General features: G+C 72.5%; 16 protein-coding genes and 1 tRNA gene. 9 read left to right on the forward strand and 8 right to left on the reverse strand.

Annotated elements, in window-relative coordinates; translation table 11 throughout:
• Positions 1 to 15: 15 nt before the first annotated feature.
• Entirely contained in the window at positions 16 to 1269 is a 1254-nt protein-coding gene (locus LCN96_RS09325; RefSeq protein WP_311132246.1) for an MFS transporter, read from the reverse strand.
• Positions 1270 to 1322: 53 nt separating this feature from the next.
• Here LCN96_RS09325 and rph point away from each other — a divergent pair, with 53 nt between their 5' ends.
• The 5 genes from rph (at position 1323) to LCN96_RS09350 (ending at position 5689) form a co-directional block, all read left to right on the forward strand.
• Positions 1323 to 2042, forward strand: a complete 720-nt coding sequence (gene rph / locus LCN96_RS09330; RefSeq protein WP_225272191.1) for a ribonuclease PH — start codon at positions 1323 to 1325, stop codon at positions 2040 to 2042.
• The gene (rdgB, locus tag LCN96_RS09335) at positions 2039 to 2629 is read left to right on the forward strand and encodes an RdgB/HAM1 family non-canonical purine NTP pyrophosphatase (RefSeq protein ID WP_225272192.1); all 591 of its coding nucleotides are present in this window, start codon (positions 2039 to 2041) and stop codon (positions 2627 to 2629) included. The genes rph and rdgB overlap by 4 nt, the downstream gene beginning before the upstream one ends.
• A 47-nt stretch (positions 2630 to 2676) precedes the next feature.
• On the forward strand, positions 2677 to 4443 hold the full coding sequence (locus tag LCN96_RS09340) for a molybdopterin-dependent oxidoreductase (protein ID WP_225272193.1): 1767 nt from the start codon (positions 2677 to 2679) through the stop codon (positions 4441 to 4443).
• Between the two features lie 125 nt (positions 4444 to 4568).
• Positions 4569 to 5423 (forward strand): toxin glutamine deamidase domain-containing protein, encoded by an 855-nt coding sequence (locus LCN96_RS09345; protein WP_225272194.1) that lies wholly within the window; start codon positions 4569 to 4571, stop codon positions 5421 to 5423.
• Positions 5420 to 5689, forward strand: a complete 270-nt coding sequence (locus LCN96_RS09350) for a hypothetical protein (protein ID WP_225272195.1) — start codon at positions 5420 to 5422, stop codon at positions 5687 to 5689. The genes LCN96_RS09345 and LCN96_RS09350 overlap by 4 nt, the downstream gene beginning before the upstream one ends.
• Positions 5690 to 5912: 223 nt before the next feature.
• On the opposite strand, the gene LCN96_RS09355 is transcribed toward LCN96_RS09350, so the two are convergent.
• The 4 genes from LCN96_RS09355 to LCN96_RS09370 all read right to left on the reverse strand — a co-directional run bounded on the left by LCN96_RS09355 (position 5913) and on the right by LCN96_RS09370 (position 11081).
• On the reverse strand, positions 5913 to 8393 hold the full coding sequence (locus LCN96_RS09355) for an ABC transporter permease (protein ID WP_225272196.1): 2481 nt from the start codon (positions 8391 to 8393) through the stop codon (positions 5913 to 5915).
• A 1-nt stretch (position 8394) separates the two neighbouring features.
• Entirely contained in the window at positions 8395 to 9147 is a 753-nt protein-coding gene (locus tag LCN96_RS09360) for an ABC transporter ATP-binding protein (protein ID WP_225272197.1), read from the reverse strand.
• A gap of 107 nt (positions 9148 to 9254) precedes the next feature.
• Positions 9255 to 9911, reverse strand: a complete 657-nt coding sequence (locus LCN96_RS09365) for a response regulator transcription factor (protein WP_225272198.1) — start codon at positions 9909 to 9911, stop codon at positions 9255 to 9257.
• Positions 9912 to 11081, reverse strand: a complete 1170-nt coding sequence (locus tag LCN96_RS09370; RefSeq protein WP_449867089.1) for a sensor histidine kinase — start codon at positions 11079 to 11081, stop codon at positions 9912 to 9914.
• Between the two features lie 165 nt (positions 11082 to 11246).
• Here LCN96_RS09370 and LCN96_RS09375 point away from each other — a divergent pair, with 165 nt between their 5' ends.
• Positions 11247 to 11792, forward strand: a complete 546-nt coding sequence (locus LCN96_RS09375) for a hypothetical protein (protein WP_225272200.1) — start codon at positions 11247 to 11249, stop codon at positions 11790 to 11792.
• Positions 11793 to 11798: 6 nt separating this feature from the next.
• Here LCN96_RS09375 and LCN96_RS09380 read toward each other — a convergent pair.
• A tRNA-Leu gene (locus tag LCN96_RS09380) sits at positions 11799 to 11881 on the reverse strand.
• Between the two features lie 117 nt (positions 11882 to 11998).
• Entirely contained in the window at positions 11999 to 12472 is a 474-nt protein-coding gene (gene bcp, locus LCN96_RS09385; RefSeq protein WP_225272201.1) for a thioredoxin-dependent thiol peroxidase, read from the reverse strand.
• Positions 12473 to 12618: 146 nt separating this feature from the next.
• On the opposite strand from bcp, the gene LCN96_RS09390 reads away from it, so the two are divergent.
• Positions 12619 to 12954, forward strand: coding sequence for a DUF3618 domain-containing protein (locus tag LCN96_RS09390; RefSeq protein WP_225272202.1), 336 nt, complete (start codon positions 12619 to 12621; stop codon positions 12952 to 12954).
• Here the strand turns inward: LCN96_RS09390 and LCN96_RS09395 are convergent.
• Complete coding sequence (locus tag LCN96_RS09395) at positions 12951 to 14138, reverse strand: amino acid deaminase/aldolase (RefSeq protein WP_225272203.1); 1188 nt, start codon at positions 14136 to 14138, stop codon at positions 12951 to 12953. The two genes, LCN96_RS09390 and LCN96_RS09395, sit on opposite strands and share 4 nt — an antisense overlap.
• Positions 14139 to 14275: 137 nt before the next feature.
• Between LCN96_RS09395 and LCN96_RS09400 the strand changes: the two genes are divergently transcribed.
• A complete protein-coding gene (locus LCN96_RS09400) occupies positions 14276 to 14875 on the forward strand; it encodes a DUF6286 domain-containing protein (protein WP_225272204.1) in 600 nt (199 codons plus the stop codon).
• The gene (locus tag LCN96_RS09405; RefSeq protein ID WP_225272205.1) at positions 14875 to 15369 is read left to right on the forward strand and encodes a hypothetical protein; all 495 of its coding nucleotides are present in this window, start codon (positions 14875 to 14877) and stop codon (positions 15367 to 15369) included. The genes LCN96_RS09400 and LCN96_RS09405 overlap by 1 nt, the downstream gene beginning before the upstream one ends.
• Position 15370: the final 1 nt, after the last annotated feature.

Consider the following 15370-nt stretch of genomic DNA (forward strand, 5'->3'; position numbering starts at 1 on the left):
GGCCTGACGCCGGCGTCAGGCCGTCGCCTGCAGGTCGGTGTAGTCGCGCACGTGCGGCAGCGGCGAGAACAGCAGCGGCACGAACGCCGCCATCCGGCCGATCATCAGCAGCCACAGCGCCTCCCGCACGCCGAGCTGCTGCGCGACCAGCCCGCCGAACAGCGCGCCCAGCGGCATCGCCCCCCAGGTCACGAAGCGCACCGACGCGTTGACCCGGCCGAGCAGGTGCGGGGGGGTGACGGTCTGCCGGTAGGTGGTCTGGCCGACGTTCGACATGGTCGCCGCCCAGGAGATCACCATCGAGGTGATGGCGAAGCACACCACCCGCCAGTCGGCCTGCGTCATGGGCAGCAGCAGGCCGGACGGGGCGCCGATCAGGATGGCCAGCCAGGTCGCCCTGGCGCTGCCGAGCCGCCTCGACAGCCAGCCGCCGGTCAGCCCGCCCAGCACGCCGCCGATGCCGCCGGACATCAGCAGCACGCCAACGGCGCCCGGTGACAACCTGACGGTCTCGGCCAGGAACAGCACCGACAGGCCCAGCACGCCGCTCACACACAGGTTGTTGATGCCCGACGAGGCGACGAACGCCCGTAACAGCCGGTTGCGCCACACGTACGACAAGCCCTCGCGGATCCCCCGCAGCAGCGGCCCGTGCTCGGTGTCGGCGGGCGGCTTGTCCGGCACCTTGATGGCCAGCAGCAGGAACACGGAGGCCAGCGCGCCGATCGCGGTGACGACGATCGTGCGTGGCGCGCCCAGCATCTGCACCAGCACGCCCCCCACCCCCGGCCCCGCCAGGAACGCTCCCGACCGGACGACCTCCAGCTTGGCGTTGCCGTCGCTGAGCTGCGGCGTGCTGACCAGATGCGGCAGGTACGTCTGGTCGGCCACGTCGTTGAAGACCTGCGACACCCCCGCCAGCAGCGCCACCACGAACATCAGCTCGATCGTCAGCACCCCGAACGTGGCCGCCACCGGTATGCTCCCCAGCAGCACGACCTTGACCAGGTCCGAGACCATCATCACCCGGCGCTTGCGCATCCGGTCCACCCACACCCCCGTGGGCAGGCCGATCAACAGAAAAGCCGCCGTCTGCAGAGACGACAGCAGCCCCACCTCCGCGGGCCCGGCATGCAGCACCAGCACGGCTACCAGCGGAAGGGCCACACGCGAGATATTCGCCCCAAGCTCGTTCGCCACATGCGAACTGAGGAACCGGAGGAAGTCAGGGTTTCGCAACACCCCCGTTGTCATTGCGTAAGGATCCATGTGGCGGACACATTTGGTCAAGAGCGTCGTGGCGCGGAGATAGGGTGATCTGCATGTCCAGACAGGATGGCCGCAACCCTGACCAGCTACGCACCATCACCATCACCAGGCAATGGCTGACGCATGCCGAGGGGTCGGTGCTGGTCGAATTCGGCGGCACCCGGGTGTTGTGCGCGGCATCGGTCCAGGACAGCGTGCCACGGTGGCGCCGGGGCAGCGGCCAGGGCTGGGTTACGGGCGAATACGCGATGTTGCCGCGGGCGACCAATACACGTAACGATCGTGAATCGGTCCGCGGCAAAATCGGCGGGCGCACCCATGAGATTTCCCGGTTGATCGGCCGTTCACTGCGCGCCTGCGTCGATTACAAGGCGCTGGGGGAAAACTCCATTCTGCTCGACTGCGACGTTCTGCAGGCCGACGGCGGCACCCGGACCGCCGCCATCACCGGCGCCTACGTCGCGCTGGCCGACGCGGTCGCCTGGATGCGCGAGCGCCGCATGTGCCCCGGCGACCCGCTGATCGGCTCGGTCGCCGCCGTCTCCGTCGGCGTGGTCGGCGCCGTGCCGATGCTCGACCTCTGCTACACCGAGGACGTCGCCGCCGAGACCGACATGAACGTGGTGATGACGGGCGACGGCAAGTTCGTCGAGGTCCAGGGCACCGCCGAGGGCGCGCCGTTCGACCGCGGCGTGCTCGACCAGCTCCTCGACCTGGCCGTGGCCGGCTGCGCGGAGCTGACCCTGATCCAGCAGGAGGCCCTGCGGTCATGAAGATCGTGCTCGCCACCCGCAACGCGGGCAAGATCGCGGAGCTGCGCCGCATCCTCGCCGGGTTCGACATCGTCGGGCTCGAAGCGTTCCCCTCGATCGGCGACGTCGCCGAGACCGGGGTCACCTTCGAGGAGAATGCCCTGCTCAAGGCGCACGCCGTCGCCCAGGGCTCGGGGCTGCCGGCCGTGGCCGACGACTCGGGGCTCTGCGTCGACGTGCTCAACGGCATGCCGGGCGTCTTCTCCGCCCGCTGGGCGGGCCGCCACGGCGACGACCGCGCCAACCTGGAGCTGCTCCTCGCCCAGGTCTCCGACGTGCCCGACGACAAGCTGACCGCCCACTTCGCCTGCGCCGCCGCGCTCGCGCTGCCGTCCGGGGAGTTCCGGGTGGTGGAGGGCACGCTGCCGGGCAGCCTCGTCCGTACGCCCCGGGGGTCCGGCGGCTTCGGCTACGACCCGATCTTCGTGCCGGAGGGGGAGACCCGCACCACCGCCGAGCTGGCCCCCGAGGAGAAAGACGCGATCAGCCACCGGGGCCGCGCCTTCCGCGCGCTGGCGCCCGTGGTGCGGGAGCTGCTCGCGTCGTAACCCGCGCGTAAGAATTGCTCTGCCCGAGGGGACGTAGCGTCGTGCTTGTGCAGAGAAACTCAACGGTCCCCGCGTGGGCGGGGGCCCTGGCGGGATTGGTCTCCGGGGGCGTGGCGCTCGGGGTCGCGCAGCTGGTGGCCGGGATCGTGGGGCCCACGACGTTTCCCGTGGTGGCGGTCGGTGATGCGACCGTCGATCTGACGCCTGCTCCGGTCAAGGACTTCGCCATCCGTACGTTCGGTGAGAACGACAAGGCCGTGCTGGTGGGCGGGGTGCTCGTGGTGCTCGCCTGCGTGGCCGCGCTCATCGGGGTGGTGGCGCGGGGGCGGGTGGTGGTCGGGTATCTGGGGTTCGCGGTGTTCGGGGTGGTCGGTGCTTCGGCGGTGGTCACCCGGCCGGACGCTGGGGGGCTCGATGTGGTGCCGACCGTGGTGGGGGTGGTGGTCGGGGCTTGGGCTTTGGGGTGGTTGTTGCGGCGGGCGGTGAGAGGCGACACCGGGACGGCGCCGGCCGGCACCGCGTCCGGCGGGGCTGCGTCCGGCGGGGCTGCGTCCGGCGGGGCTGCAAACGGCAGCGGCGTGAAGGCGGCGCCGCAGGACGGCGGCGGCCCGGAGGCGGTGCCAGGGAACGGCAGCGGTGCGGAGACGGCGCCGCAGGACGACAGCGGCCAGGAGGCGGCGCCACGGAGCGGCGGCGGCCTAGTGGCGGAGCGGCCGGCGGTCATGCGGGCCGGGGGCGAGGCGCCCACGTTCGACCGGAGGCGGTTGCTGACCGGCGTGGCCGGGGGTGTGGTGGTGGCCGGTGTGGGTGCGGTGCTGGGGCAGCAGCTGGGTGGCAGGCAGGCCGTGGACGCGGCGCGGACCGGGGTGCGGCTGCCCAGGCCGGCGACCCCCGCCAAGGCCCTACCGGCCGGGGCGGACCTGAGGATCGGCGGGCTGTCGCCGTTCGTGACGCCGAACAAGGACTTCTACCGCGTCGACACCGCCCTGGTCGTCCCCCAGGTGGACCCCTCCGACTGGACGCTGCGCATCCACGGCATGGTGGACCGCCCCGTCGAGCTCACCTTCGCCGACCTCCTGAAGCTGCCGCTCACCGAGGCGGACGTCACGCTGACCTGCGTCTCCAACGAGGTCGGCGGCCCGTACGTGGGCAACGCCCGCTGGCTGGGCGCCCGGATGGCCGACGTGCTGCGCCGCGCCGGGCTGAGGTCCGACGCCGACATGCTGCTGTCCACCTCGGCCGACGGCTTCACCTGCGGCACCCCGCTGGACGTGGTGATGGACGGCCGGGACGCGCTGTTCGCGGTGGCGATGAACGGCGAGGTGCTGCCCGTCGACCACGGGTTCCCCGTGCGGCAGGTGGTGCCCGGTCTGTACGGCTACGTGTCGGCCACCAAGTGGGTGGTGGACATCAAGGTGACGCGGTTCGACCGGGACGAGGCGTACTGGACGCCGCGAGGCTGGTCCGCCAGGGGCCCGATCAAGACGCAGTCGCGCATCGACGTGCCGAGGGCGGGCGGCTCGCTGAAGGCGGGCGCCACCACGATCGCCGGGGTGGCATGGGCGCAGCACACGGGGGTGGACGCGGTGGAGGTGCGCGTGGACCGCGGGCAGTGGCGGCAGGCCAGGCTGGCGGAGGTGCCCGGGCCGGACACGTGGCGGCAGTGGGCGATCGACTGGACGGCGACGCCCGGCGAGCACACGATCGAGGTGCGGGCGACCGACGCCGCCGGGCGTACCCAGACCGACCAGCTCGCCCCGCCCGCGCCCGACGGCGCTACCGGCTGGCATGCGGTCACCGTGCAGGTGGCCTGAGGTCGTGGTTTGAGGTGTTTTAGCAGGTAAAGGCAGTGGCGGGGGTGGAGAATCTCGGCGGAGTTCGCCCCCTTGACACGGCGTCGCCTCTACGATCGGTCGTCGAAGATGACAGGAGGCAGGCCGTGTCCCGCGAGCGCGAGCCGGGTGTCCGGTGGGCCCTTCAAGCAGAGCAGTACAACCCCGTGGTGGCCGACGGCGTGCGGTGGCTCGACTACGAGCTGGCCGCCTACCCGGCGCGGGCCGGCCACGCCCCGGTGGCAGGTCAGGAGTGGGCGGGTCACGGGCCGGCCGCCGGTCAGGAGCGGGATGGTGGCCGCTCGGAGCCGGACGTGGCCGCTCCCGAGGACCGCTGGGGCGAGGACTGGTTCGACGGCTCCCGCCGGCCGCCCAGGCTCGCCGACAGCCGCCCGTACGGCGTGCCGGGCGGGCTGGCTCAGCCGGACCCGCAGGTGGAGAGGGACCTCGCCGAGGCACTGCGCCCCGGGGCCCGGTTCCCCGACCCGCGCGGCACCTGGGTGCGCCTGGTCAACGGCGGCGGCCCCGCCGACGACCCGTTCCGGTCGTCCAACGCCGCCGACTGCGCGCTGGCGGTGCTGTCCACCTGGCACGGCGAGCCCGCGACGGCCGCGCCGAGACTGCCCGAGTACGACCGGATCGGCCGCCCCGTGCTGACCGGCGAGCAGGGGAGCGTGGCCAGGATCGAGCGCTGGATGGGGCATCGCCTCCAGTACGCGGGCCAGGGGCGGCACGCCTACCCCCTGATCGCGCGGCGGCTGTCCGACGCCGGGCACGGCGCGGCGGCCGTCATCGTGGTGCGCTGGCCGGGCGGTGGCTCCCACGCCTGGAACGCGGTCAACTTCGACGGCGAGGTGATCTGGATCGACGCCCAGCGGGGGCACATGGCGGTCGAGCCGCCGTACCGGACCGTGACCGGGGTGTTCTGCGTGATACTCGACCGGCGGGGGCGGCCGCGATGAACCTGGAGGATGCCAGGGCGGTGGCCGAGGAGTACTACAACGGGGTGCGCTCGGCGGCGGAGACGCTGCCGGTGGGGGTGTTCTCGTTCGACGGTGGGTACGTGGCGTGGGTGCGCGACCTGGAGCCCGACGACCCGGCGCGGCTGCCGGAGACGGCCGGCGGTGGCTGCGTGGTGATCGACCGGGCGACGGGCGAGGTGGTGGCCCGCCCGCTGCTGGATCCGGAGACCGTGGCCGAGCTGTGGCCCGGCCGCACGCCCCGCTGAGCCGCGGGGACAGCGCCTGAGAAGGGCCCGGCCGCACGCCCCGCTGACCGCGTGAGCGAGGGCCGGGCCGGAGGCCCTGCTGGCGCAGGAGCGGAGTCTGGCCGAACGCCCCGCTGGTCGCCGCAGAGCCAGGCCGGGCGCCGCCCCCATAAGACGCCCGACCCGCAGATACCCTCTATCCGGGTTTTTCGTATTTATTCGACTTCGGCACGTTCGTCCGGTGTCACCCCGTAGCGAGGGAGTCCACGATCGAGGCCCGCGCGGCCCGGCGAGCAGGCAGCACCGCCGCCAGCACCCCCGCGACCCCCGACAGCACCACGAACAGCGCGACCTGCGCCACGGGCACCGAGTACAGCGCCCCCGCCACCATCGCCCGCATCGCCGCCCACCCGAAGACCAGCCCCAGCACCACGCCCACCAGCGCCCCGATCAGCCCGAGGATCAGCGCCTCGACCGACAGCATGTGGCGTAGTTGCGGCCGGCTGAGGCCGAGCGCCCGCAGCAGGGCGGACTCTCTGGTCCGTTCGTGGACGGAGAGGGAGAGCGTGTTCGCGATGCCCAGCAGCGAGATGAGGACGGCCAGTCCGAGCAGCCCGGTAATGATCATGAGCAGCATGTCGAGGGTCTCGTCGAACTGCCCGCGCACCTCCGTCGAGCTGGTCACCTGCACGGCCGGGTAGGGCGCGGCGGCGGCGTCCACCACGGCGCGGGCCGTGTCAGGGGACACGCCGTCCGCGATGGCCACCATCACCCGGGAGTCGGGCACCGCGCCGAAGTACGACTCGAACGCCTGCTCCGCCACCGTGACAGGCGGCAGCGTGGACTCCGAGCTGTCGAGCATCGCGACCACCTTCAGCGACACGGTGCCCGCGTGCTTCGTCCGCATCGCGACCGTGTCGCCGACCCGCACGCCGAGCCTGTCCACTGTGACGTCGTCGAGTGCCACCTGTCCCGGGCCGAAGCCCCGCATGGAGCCCTCGGACGCCTGCGGCTCCATGCCGCCGCTGAACGTCCCCGCGTCCACGCGCTCGCCGTTCACCGTGGTGCTGACCTCGCGGATCGTCGCCACCGAGGCCAGCTCAGGCCGGCCGCGCAGCTCCCCGGCCACGGACCTCGGGATCACGGACTCGCGCTCCTGGGTGGCCAGCAGGTAGTCGACGGGGAACTGCTCGTCCAGCTTCACCGTCATGGTCAGCCTGGTGGACGCGGTGACCACCGTGATCAGGGTCATCAGCGTCACGCCGATCGTCAGCGCGACCGTGGTGGTGGCGGCCCGCCTCGGGTTGCGTCCCGAGTTGTCCACCGCCAGGCGGCCCGGCACGCCGAACAGCCGCCTCGGGGCCCAGCCCACCAACGCGCTCAGCGGCCGGACCAGCGCCGGGCCCAGGATGAGCACCGCCAGGAAGGTCAGCGTGCCCCCGCCCATGACGACGAAGAGCGCGGCCTCGCCGGGTTCGAGCCCGAACACGCCGAAGCCCGTCGCGCCCAGACCCGCCACCAGGAACAGCCCCGCGAAGCCGGCGCGCGCCAGGCCCGCGCGGAACGTCTGCTCCTCCGCCTGGCTGCGCAGCGCCGCGATCGGCGGCACGCGGGTGGCGGAGCGGGCGGGCAGCAGCGCCGCGCACACCGTGACGACCAGCCCCACGGCCAGCCCGGTGGCGATGGTGACCGGGGTGAGCGAGACGGCCGCATCCGTGGGCAGCGGGGCGTCGAGCGCGCCGAGCACGGTCAGCGTGACCGTCGCCAGGCCGTACCCGATGAGCAGGCCCAGCGCGGAGGCCAGCAGGCCGACGAGGGCGGACTCCAGCAGGATCGAGCCGAACACCTGCCCGCGCGTGGCCCCGATGCAGCGCAGCAGCGCCATCTCGCGCGTGCGCTGGGCGACGAGGATGTTGAAGGTGTTGTAGATGACCAGCGCGGCCACCATCATCGCCACCACGCCGAACAGCAGCAGGCCCAGCGTGAGCATCTGCGTCTGGACGCCGGCCGCGGCGCCCAGGTCGTCGGCCAGCTCGGCGCCCGTCTTGACGGTGTACGAGCCGCCGACGGCCGCCGCGACGGCCTGCTTCGACACCGTGCCCGCCACGTCGATCTCGGCGTACCCCTGCGCGCCCGTCATGCGCTGGGCGACGGCCGGGGTGAAGCCGACCGCGCCGGTGTAGGCCAGCAGCTGGTCCACACCGGTGTCGATCAGGCCGACCAGCCTGAACTGGTGCCGCCGCTGCTCGTGGTCGAGCACGGTGATCGTGTCGCCGAGCCGGAAGCCCTGGGCCTTGGCGGTGTTCTCGTCCAGGACGGCGGCGCCGTCGTCGGTGCCGGGGCCGGTGCCGGAGACGACGTCGGAGCGGTCGAGCGGGCCGCGCACGATCGACAGGCCGGTGGTGGGCAGGTTGCCCACGACCTTGCCGTGCTTGCCGAGCACGGGCGCGCTCGCCCTGATCAGCCCCTGGGCCTCGGTCACGCCGGGCAGCGCGCGCACGCGCTCCAGCACCTCCTCGGGCACCGTCCCGTCGGACTTCGCGGGCAGCACGGCCACGTCCACCTTGCCCGCGTCGGCCGTGACGCGCTGGGCGAAGCCGGCCTCGACCGTGTCGTTCAGCACGAACGTGCCCGCGATGAAGCCCACCCCCAGCATGATGGCCAGCGAGGTGAGCAGCAGCCTGAGCCGGTGCGCGCGCAGCCCGGCCAGCGCGGTCCTGATCACCTCACGCCTCCAGCCGGACGAGGGTGTCCAGCACGCTCTGCGGCGTGGGCGCGGCCAGCTCGGTGACCAGCTCGCCGTCGCGCAGGAACACCACGCGGTCGGCGTACGAGGCCGCCACCGGGTCGTGCGTCACCATGACGATGGTCTGGCCCAGCTCGCGCACCGAGGCCCGCAGGAAGGAGAGCACCTCGGCGCCGCTGCGCGAGTCCAGGTTGCCCGTGGGCTCGTCGGCGAAGATGACCTGGGGCTTGCTGATGAGCGCCCTGGCCACGGCCACCCGCTGCTGCTGGCCGCCGGACAGCTCGGTCGGCCGGTGCGAGAGCCGGTCGCGCAGCCCGACGGTCTCGATCACCTTGTCGAACAGCACCTGGTCGGCCTGGCGGGCGGCGATGTCGAGGGGCAGGCGGATGTTCTGCTCGGCGGTGAGCGTGGGCAGCAGGTTGAAGGCCTGGAAGATGAAGCCGATCCGCTCCCGGCGCAGCAGCGTGAGCCGCTTGTCGCTGAGCCCGGTCAGCTCCACGTCCCCGATGTGCACCGTGCCGGAGGTGGCGGCGTCGAGGCCGGCCAGGCAGTGCATGAGCGTGGACTTGCCGGAGCCCGACGGGCCCATGATCGCGGTGAACGCCCCGGTGGCGAAGGCCACGTTCACCCCGCGCAGCGCGTGCACCTGGGCGTCGCCCTGGCCGTACACCTTGGTCAGATCGGTGGCCACCACGGCTGGCGGGGCCTGGCGCCGGGTCTCAGTGAGCGTCACTTTCACTCCTTGTCGTGATTTGCAGCCGCGACTCACGCTAGGAGTGGAAATTTCAGATCTTGTGGGCCTTGAGGAGGGACTTCATGTGCGCCGGTGGATGACCCGGGTCAGACTTTCGGCCGATGCGTGGGCACCACCAGCCCGGCCTCGTACGCGAAGACCACCACCTGAGCCCGGTCGCGCAGCCCCAGCTTGGCCAGCACCCGCCCCAGATGTGTCTTGACCGTCGCCTCGGCCACCTCCAGCCGCGCCGCGATCTCCAGGTTGGACAGGCCGCGCGCCACCATGAGCAGCACCTCCCGCTCGCGCGGCGTCAGCTCGCCCACCCCCGACGTCAGGGGCGCGTCGGTCGGGAGCTGCGCGGCGAAGCGGTCGAGCATCCGGCGCAGCGTGGTCGGCGACACCACGGAGTCGCCCGCGTGCACCACCCGGATGGCGTTGACCAGGTCGGCCGGCGGCACGTCCTTCAGCAGGAACCCGGCCGCGCCCGCCTTGACCGCCGCGAAGGCGTACTCGTCGAGGTCGAACGTGGTCAGGATGAGCACCTTCGGCCCGTCGATGTGCCGGGTGGCCTCCACGCCGTCCATGGCGGGCATGCGCACGTCCATCAGCACCACGTCGACCTCGGTGGTCTTCAGGATCTCCAGCGCGGTGGCGCCGTCACCCGCCTCCGCCACCACCTCGATGTCCGGCTGCGCCCCGAGCACCATCCTGAACCCGGCCCGCAACAGCTCCTGGTCGTCGACCAGCATCACTCTGATCATTCACGCCGCCTTCGCCATGGGCAACCTGGCCAGCACCTCGAAGCCGCCGCCCTGCCGGGGGCCCGCCGAGACGGCGCCGCCGTACATGCCGACCCTCTCACGCATGCCGATCAGGCCGTGCCCGTCGGAGCTCACCGGGGCCGCCGCGCCCCGGCCGTTGTCGGTCACGCGGACGAGCAGCTCGGAGCCGAGGTAGTCGATCTCCACGGCGGCCTCGACACCGGGGCCGCCGTGCTTGAGCGCGTTCGTCAGCGCCTCCTGGACGATGCGGTAGACCGTGAGCTGCTGGCCCTCCGGCAGCTCGGCCGGCGCGCCGCCGACCCGCAGGCTGGCCGGCACGGCCGAGTCGTGGACGAGCTCCGCCAGCTGGCCCAGGCCCGGCTGGGGGGTGTAGTCGGTGCCCACCGCCTCGTTCTCGCGCAGGACGCCCACCAGCCTGCGCATCTCGGCGAGCGCGGCGCGGCCGGTCTTGGAGATGTTCCTGACGGCCAGGCGGGCCTGCTCCAGGTCGCTGTCCATGGCGTAGCCCGCGCCGTCGGCCTGGACCACCATGACGCTGACGTTGTGCGCCACCACGTCGTGCAGCTCCCTGGCGATCCTGGCGCGCTCGGCCGCCGCCGCCATCCTGGCCTGCTGGTCGCGCTCGCGTTCCGCCCGCTCGGCGCGCTCCTCCAGGCCCTCCAGGTAGCGGCGGCGGGTGTTGGCGTACAGGCCGGTCAGCCAGACCGTGACCACGAAGATCGAGCCGCTGAAGAACATCCCGAACGTGGCCATCTCCCAGTTGAGCAGCACCAGGAACACCCCGAGCTCCGCCACCAGGCACGCGGCCAGCGCCCACCGGAACGTGCACTGGTAGGCCACCCCCCACAGCGCCACCAGCACCGCGAGGTTGGCGGGCTGCGGAGCGGTCTCCGCCAGCCATTGCCCGAAGCTGACCAGCGCCACGACGGCGAACGAGGTCAGCGGCCTGTCACGCCACCACAGCGGCACGATCAGCGCCGCCGCGAGCCCCAGGTAGCCGGCCACGTGGAGGAGGACGTCGCCCCCCGGCGGGGTCGTCGCCGCGAACGGCACCGCGAGGAGGGCGCACAGCACCCCCAGGGGGGCCACCCTGAGGACACCGGCCATTTTCGCGTGGCGCGTGGACCACGCCCGTACCCTGCCGAACACATCATCACGATATGTAGCGCCGGTGGGACATTGGTCCGCCTGGAGGCGGAAGTAGGACTACGACCCAGGTCTTACATGGATTTGCTCTTACATGGGGCTTACGGTGGCTTTGGCATCCTCTATTACTGGGAGCGCCCCTTGCGGGGCGAGTAAAGGGAGATCGTGATGGCGGATCATGATCGCGACGCCGGGTCGCGCGGCGAAGAGGAAGCGCCGCGCGACCCGACCCCGTCGGAGCCGACTACTGGGCCCGATACTGGGCCGACCAGTGGGCCGACCAGTGGGCCGACCAGAGAGCTGCCCGAGCCGGGCCCGCTCAAGTACGGCGAACAGGCTGATCACGCCTATACCTACATCCCGCCCGCCCAGCCGGAACCCGCCCCATGGGAGCGCGGTTCCTCCCTGTTCGGCGGCTTCCTGCGCCGCAGACGCACCCAGGTCATGAGCGCCGCCCTGGCCGGGCTCTTCGTCGGCGGCCTGCTCGGCGGTGTCACCGTGGCGGCCTTCAACGACCTGGCCGACGACGGCGACAGGTACGACGTGTGGATGGAGGCGCCGGGCTGGGGCCGGCACCACGACTGGGGCCCCGGACGGATGGGGCCGGAATGTTACGCGGGTGAGGACCACGGCTACTGCGTGCTGCCGCCGCCGGCCGAGGTGGAGCCCGTCCCGGAGGACGATCTGCTTCCGGAGCCCACGTACACGGGCTGACAGGTGTGCGGGCGGGGGGACTCGAACCCCCACAGTGTCTCCACCAACAGGACCTAAACCTGCCGCGTATGCCATTTCGCCACGCCCGCGCATCCCCCGCCGCAGCGGGCTGGACACAGTTTAGCGCTCCGCATGGGAGCCGGAGGCGATTGTGACGACGCGGAGACCTTCGCCGGGGCCCTCCTGGACGGAGGGCCCACAGGCGGTCAGGAGAGGCCGAGCTTCTTCGTGAGCGAGGCCACGTGGCCCGTCGCCTTCACGTTGTAGAGCGCCTGCTCCACCTTCCCGTCGCCGTCGATGACGAACGTCGACCGGATCACCCCCACGACCTCCTTGCCGTAGAGCTTCTTGGTGCCGTACGCGCCGTACGCCTGGTGCACGGCCAGGTCGGGGTCGGACAGCAGGGGGAAGGTGAGCGCGTCGCGCTCGGCGAACTTGGCCAGCTTCTCCGGCTTGTCCTTCGACACGCCGAGGACGACGAAACCTTCGGCCGTGAGCCGCGCCAGGTTGTCGCGGAAGTCACAGGCCTGCTTGGTGCAACCGGGAGTCATCGCGGCAGGATAGAAATAGAGGATCACCCGCTTGCCGCGGTAGGTGTCGAGTGACACGGTGCCGCCGTCGGCGGTGGGTAGCGTGAACTCCGGCGCGGCGTCGCCGGGCGTGAGTCTGGTCTCGGTCAATGGGCCCTCCTGGGTTCTTCCCGCCAACCTACCGGCCCGGCCGTTGTGCCGGACGGCACGCCGACCTGACAGACTGATCACGACCAGAACGGACGGAGCCCGCTCGGCATGCGGTGCGGGGCACGCGTACGGTCGGAAGGAGAGCCATGGCTGACACCGATCCCGACGAGCTGGAGCGGCGCATCGCACGGACGCGCGCGGAGTTGGCGCACACGGTCGACGCCATCGCCGACCGGGTGAGCCCCAAGCGGGTCGCCGAGCGCACGGTGGCCGACGTCAAGACCAGGGCGGGCCACTTCGTGGCCTCCGTGGGCGACGCGCTCGGGGTGACGCCGCGGCCGGTCGAGTTCGGCGACAACCCCGACCAGGTGTGGGAGGAGGAGCGGCCGGAGGTGGGGCCGCTGCTCATCGGGGTCGGCGCGGTGCTGGTCGTGGGGGCGGCCATCGTGCTGTGGCGCCGCAGCCGCCGCCGGCGCCGCTAGAGGAAGGTCTTCCCCTCGCCCCGATACGTCGGCACCGACTCCACCACGGCGTCGCCGTCGATGAGGTGCAGCGCGTCGAAGTGCTCGCACAGCTCGCCCGCCTTGGCGTGCCTGAACCACACCCGGTCGCCGATCCGCAGGTCCTGCGCCGCCTGGCCGAGCAGCGGCGTCTGCACCTCGCCCGCGCCCTCCTCGGGCGCGTACCGCAGGCCCGCGGGCAGGTACGGCTGGGGCGCCCTGGTCGGGCCCACCGGCCCTGAGGCCAGGTAGCCGCCGCCCAGCACGGTCACCGCGTCCGGAGCCGGGCGGCGCACCACCGGCAGGGCGAACAGCGCGGCCGGGTGTCCGGTGAAGCGGCGGAAGAAGTCGAACAGCCGCGGGTGGAAGAGGCCGGAGCCCGCCGCCAGCTCCGTCACGGCCTTCTCGCGGGTGGTGAGCTCCAGGGAGCCGGTGCCGCCGCCGTTGACGAACTCCAGGTCGGCGAACTGGCGTACGGCGTTCACGATCCGGCCGCGGCGCAGGATGAGCTCCCTGGCCGACAGCGACTGCATGAGCCGGATGAGGCGGGCGCGGGCGGCGTTGGCGGGCGGGGCGTCGCCGACCCCGGCGATCTGCCCCTCGTACGCCAGCAGCCCCACCAGCCGCAGGCCCGGCCGCTTGGCGATGTCGGCGGCCAGGTCGGCGGCCTCGTGCGGCTCCCTGACAGGGGAGCGCAGGGCGCCCACCCGCCGGCCGAAGGCGACGTAGGCGGTGTCGAGGTCGAGGCAGAGCCGGATCTCGGCCCGCGGGCGCACCCCGGCCACGGCCGTCTCGATGTGGCCGAGGTGGGCGGTGGAGTCGATGGTCACGGTGATCCGCGCGGCGGCGCGCGGATCACCTGCCAGCGCGGCCAGCGCCTGCCGGTCGGCCGTGGGGTAGGCGACGAGGACGTCGGTGAAGCCGTTCGCGGCCAGCCAGAGCGCCTCGGGCAGCGTGTACGCCATGATGCCGCGGAAGCCGTCCATGGCCAGGACCCGCTCCAGCAGGGGGCGGCTGCGGACGGACTTGCTGGCCACCCTGATCGGCTTGCCCGCGGCGCGGCGCACGAGGTCGGCGGCGTTGGCCCGCATCGCGGCGAGATCGACGACGGCGAACGGGGGTTCGAGGGCCGCTGTGGCGCGGTCGTAGCGCTGGCGGTCATCCATACCGGCAGCGTAACCGCATAAGGGGCAAAAGAACATGAGCCTTGTTCGCGTTAGTCGCCGTCCCCGTAATGTTCGGGCAAATCGGCGGCGAGGGCGCGGTTCAGGCCATGCGGGGCCCATGTACGTCTGTCGTTGTGATGACCACGCTTCAGCAGATACTGCCCGGCGCCGTCGTCGCCCCGCGGGACACCGGCCTGCGCAGGGCGCGCAGAGTGCTCAGGCCGGCGCGTACCGTCCCGGGAGCCCTGGTCGCGCTCACGCTGACCGCCGGACTCGGGGCGACCGCGGCGGAAGTGGTGTCGGCACTGCTCGGCGCCCCCCTCGGCTGGGTGCCGGTGGACGAGGTGGTCGCGCTCGCGGGCCGCACCACCTGGCCGGAGACGGCCACCGCCGCCCTGGTCTCGGCCGGGGCGGGCACCCTGATGGTGCTGCTGGCGCTCGTGCCGGGCCGCTCGGGGCTGGTGCCGGTGGAGACGTCCGACCCGCTGATCGTCATCGGCATCACCCGCTCGGGCCTGCGGCGCACGCTGTGCGCGGCGGCTCGGCAGGTGGCGGGCGTGGACAAGGCCCGCGTACGCCTGCGCCGGCGCACCATCGAGGTCACGGTCAGGACGGGCACGGAGAGCTCGGGCCAGATGCTCAGGCAGGTCGGCACGGCCGTGGGCGACCGCCTCGCGGGCGTGGGCACGCTCGGCACCGGCGAGGTCGTGGTACGGCTGCGCAGGAGGGCCGGTTGATGCGTCAGTACCCTGGTCACCGCGTCGGCCTGGCGGTCGTCGGAGCGACGCTGCTGGGCGCGGGCGGATACGCCTGGCTCCGCGGCCACGACCGCTTCTTCGACCTCCCGCCCACCGCCAAGGTCCTGCCCGCCCACGCACACAGGGCACTGGCCGAGGACCCGTGGCCGCTGTGGTTCCTCGCCCTCGGCCTGCTGCTCCTGGCCCTGGTCACGCTGCGCTGGCTGCTGGTCGGCCTCGGCTGGGGCCGCCGCGGCACCCACAACGGCACCGGCACGGCCATGCTGTTCGTCGGACTCAAGGGTGTGGACGGGCTGAGCAGGACGGGCGTGCGGGTCGCGGAGGACCGCCTGAGCATCGGCCTGACCTGCCCGTCGGCGGCGGACGTGGGCGCGGTGGTGAGCAAGCTGGACCAGGACATCGTGGGGCGCATCCGGCGCGAGGTACGCGACGACGAGACGCCCACACTGGTCCGGCTGCACGTGCGCCGCTAGC

The organism is Nonomuraea gerenzanensis (assembly GCF_020215645.1).
Classification (GTDB): domain Bacteria; phylum Actinomycetota; class Actinomycetes; order Streptosporangiales; family Streptosporangiaceae; genus Nonomuraea; species Nonomuraea gerenzanensis.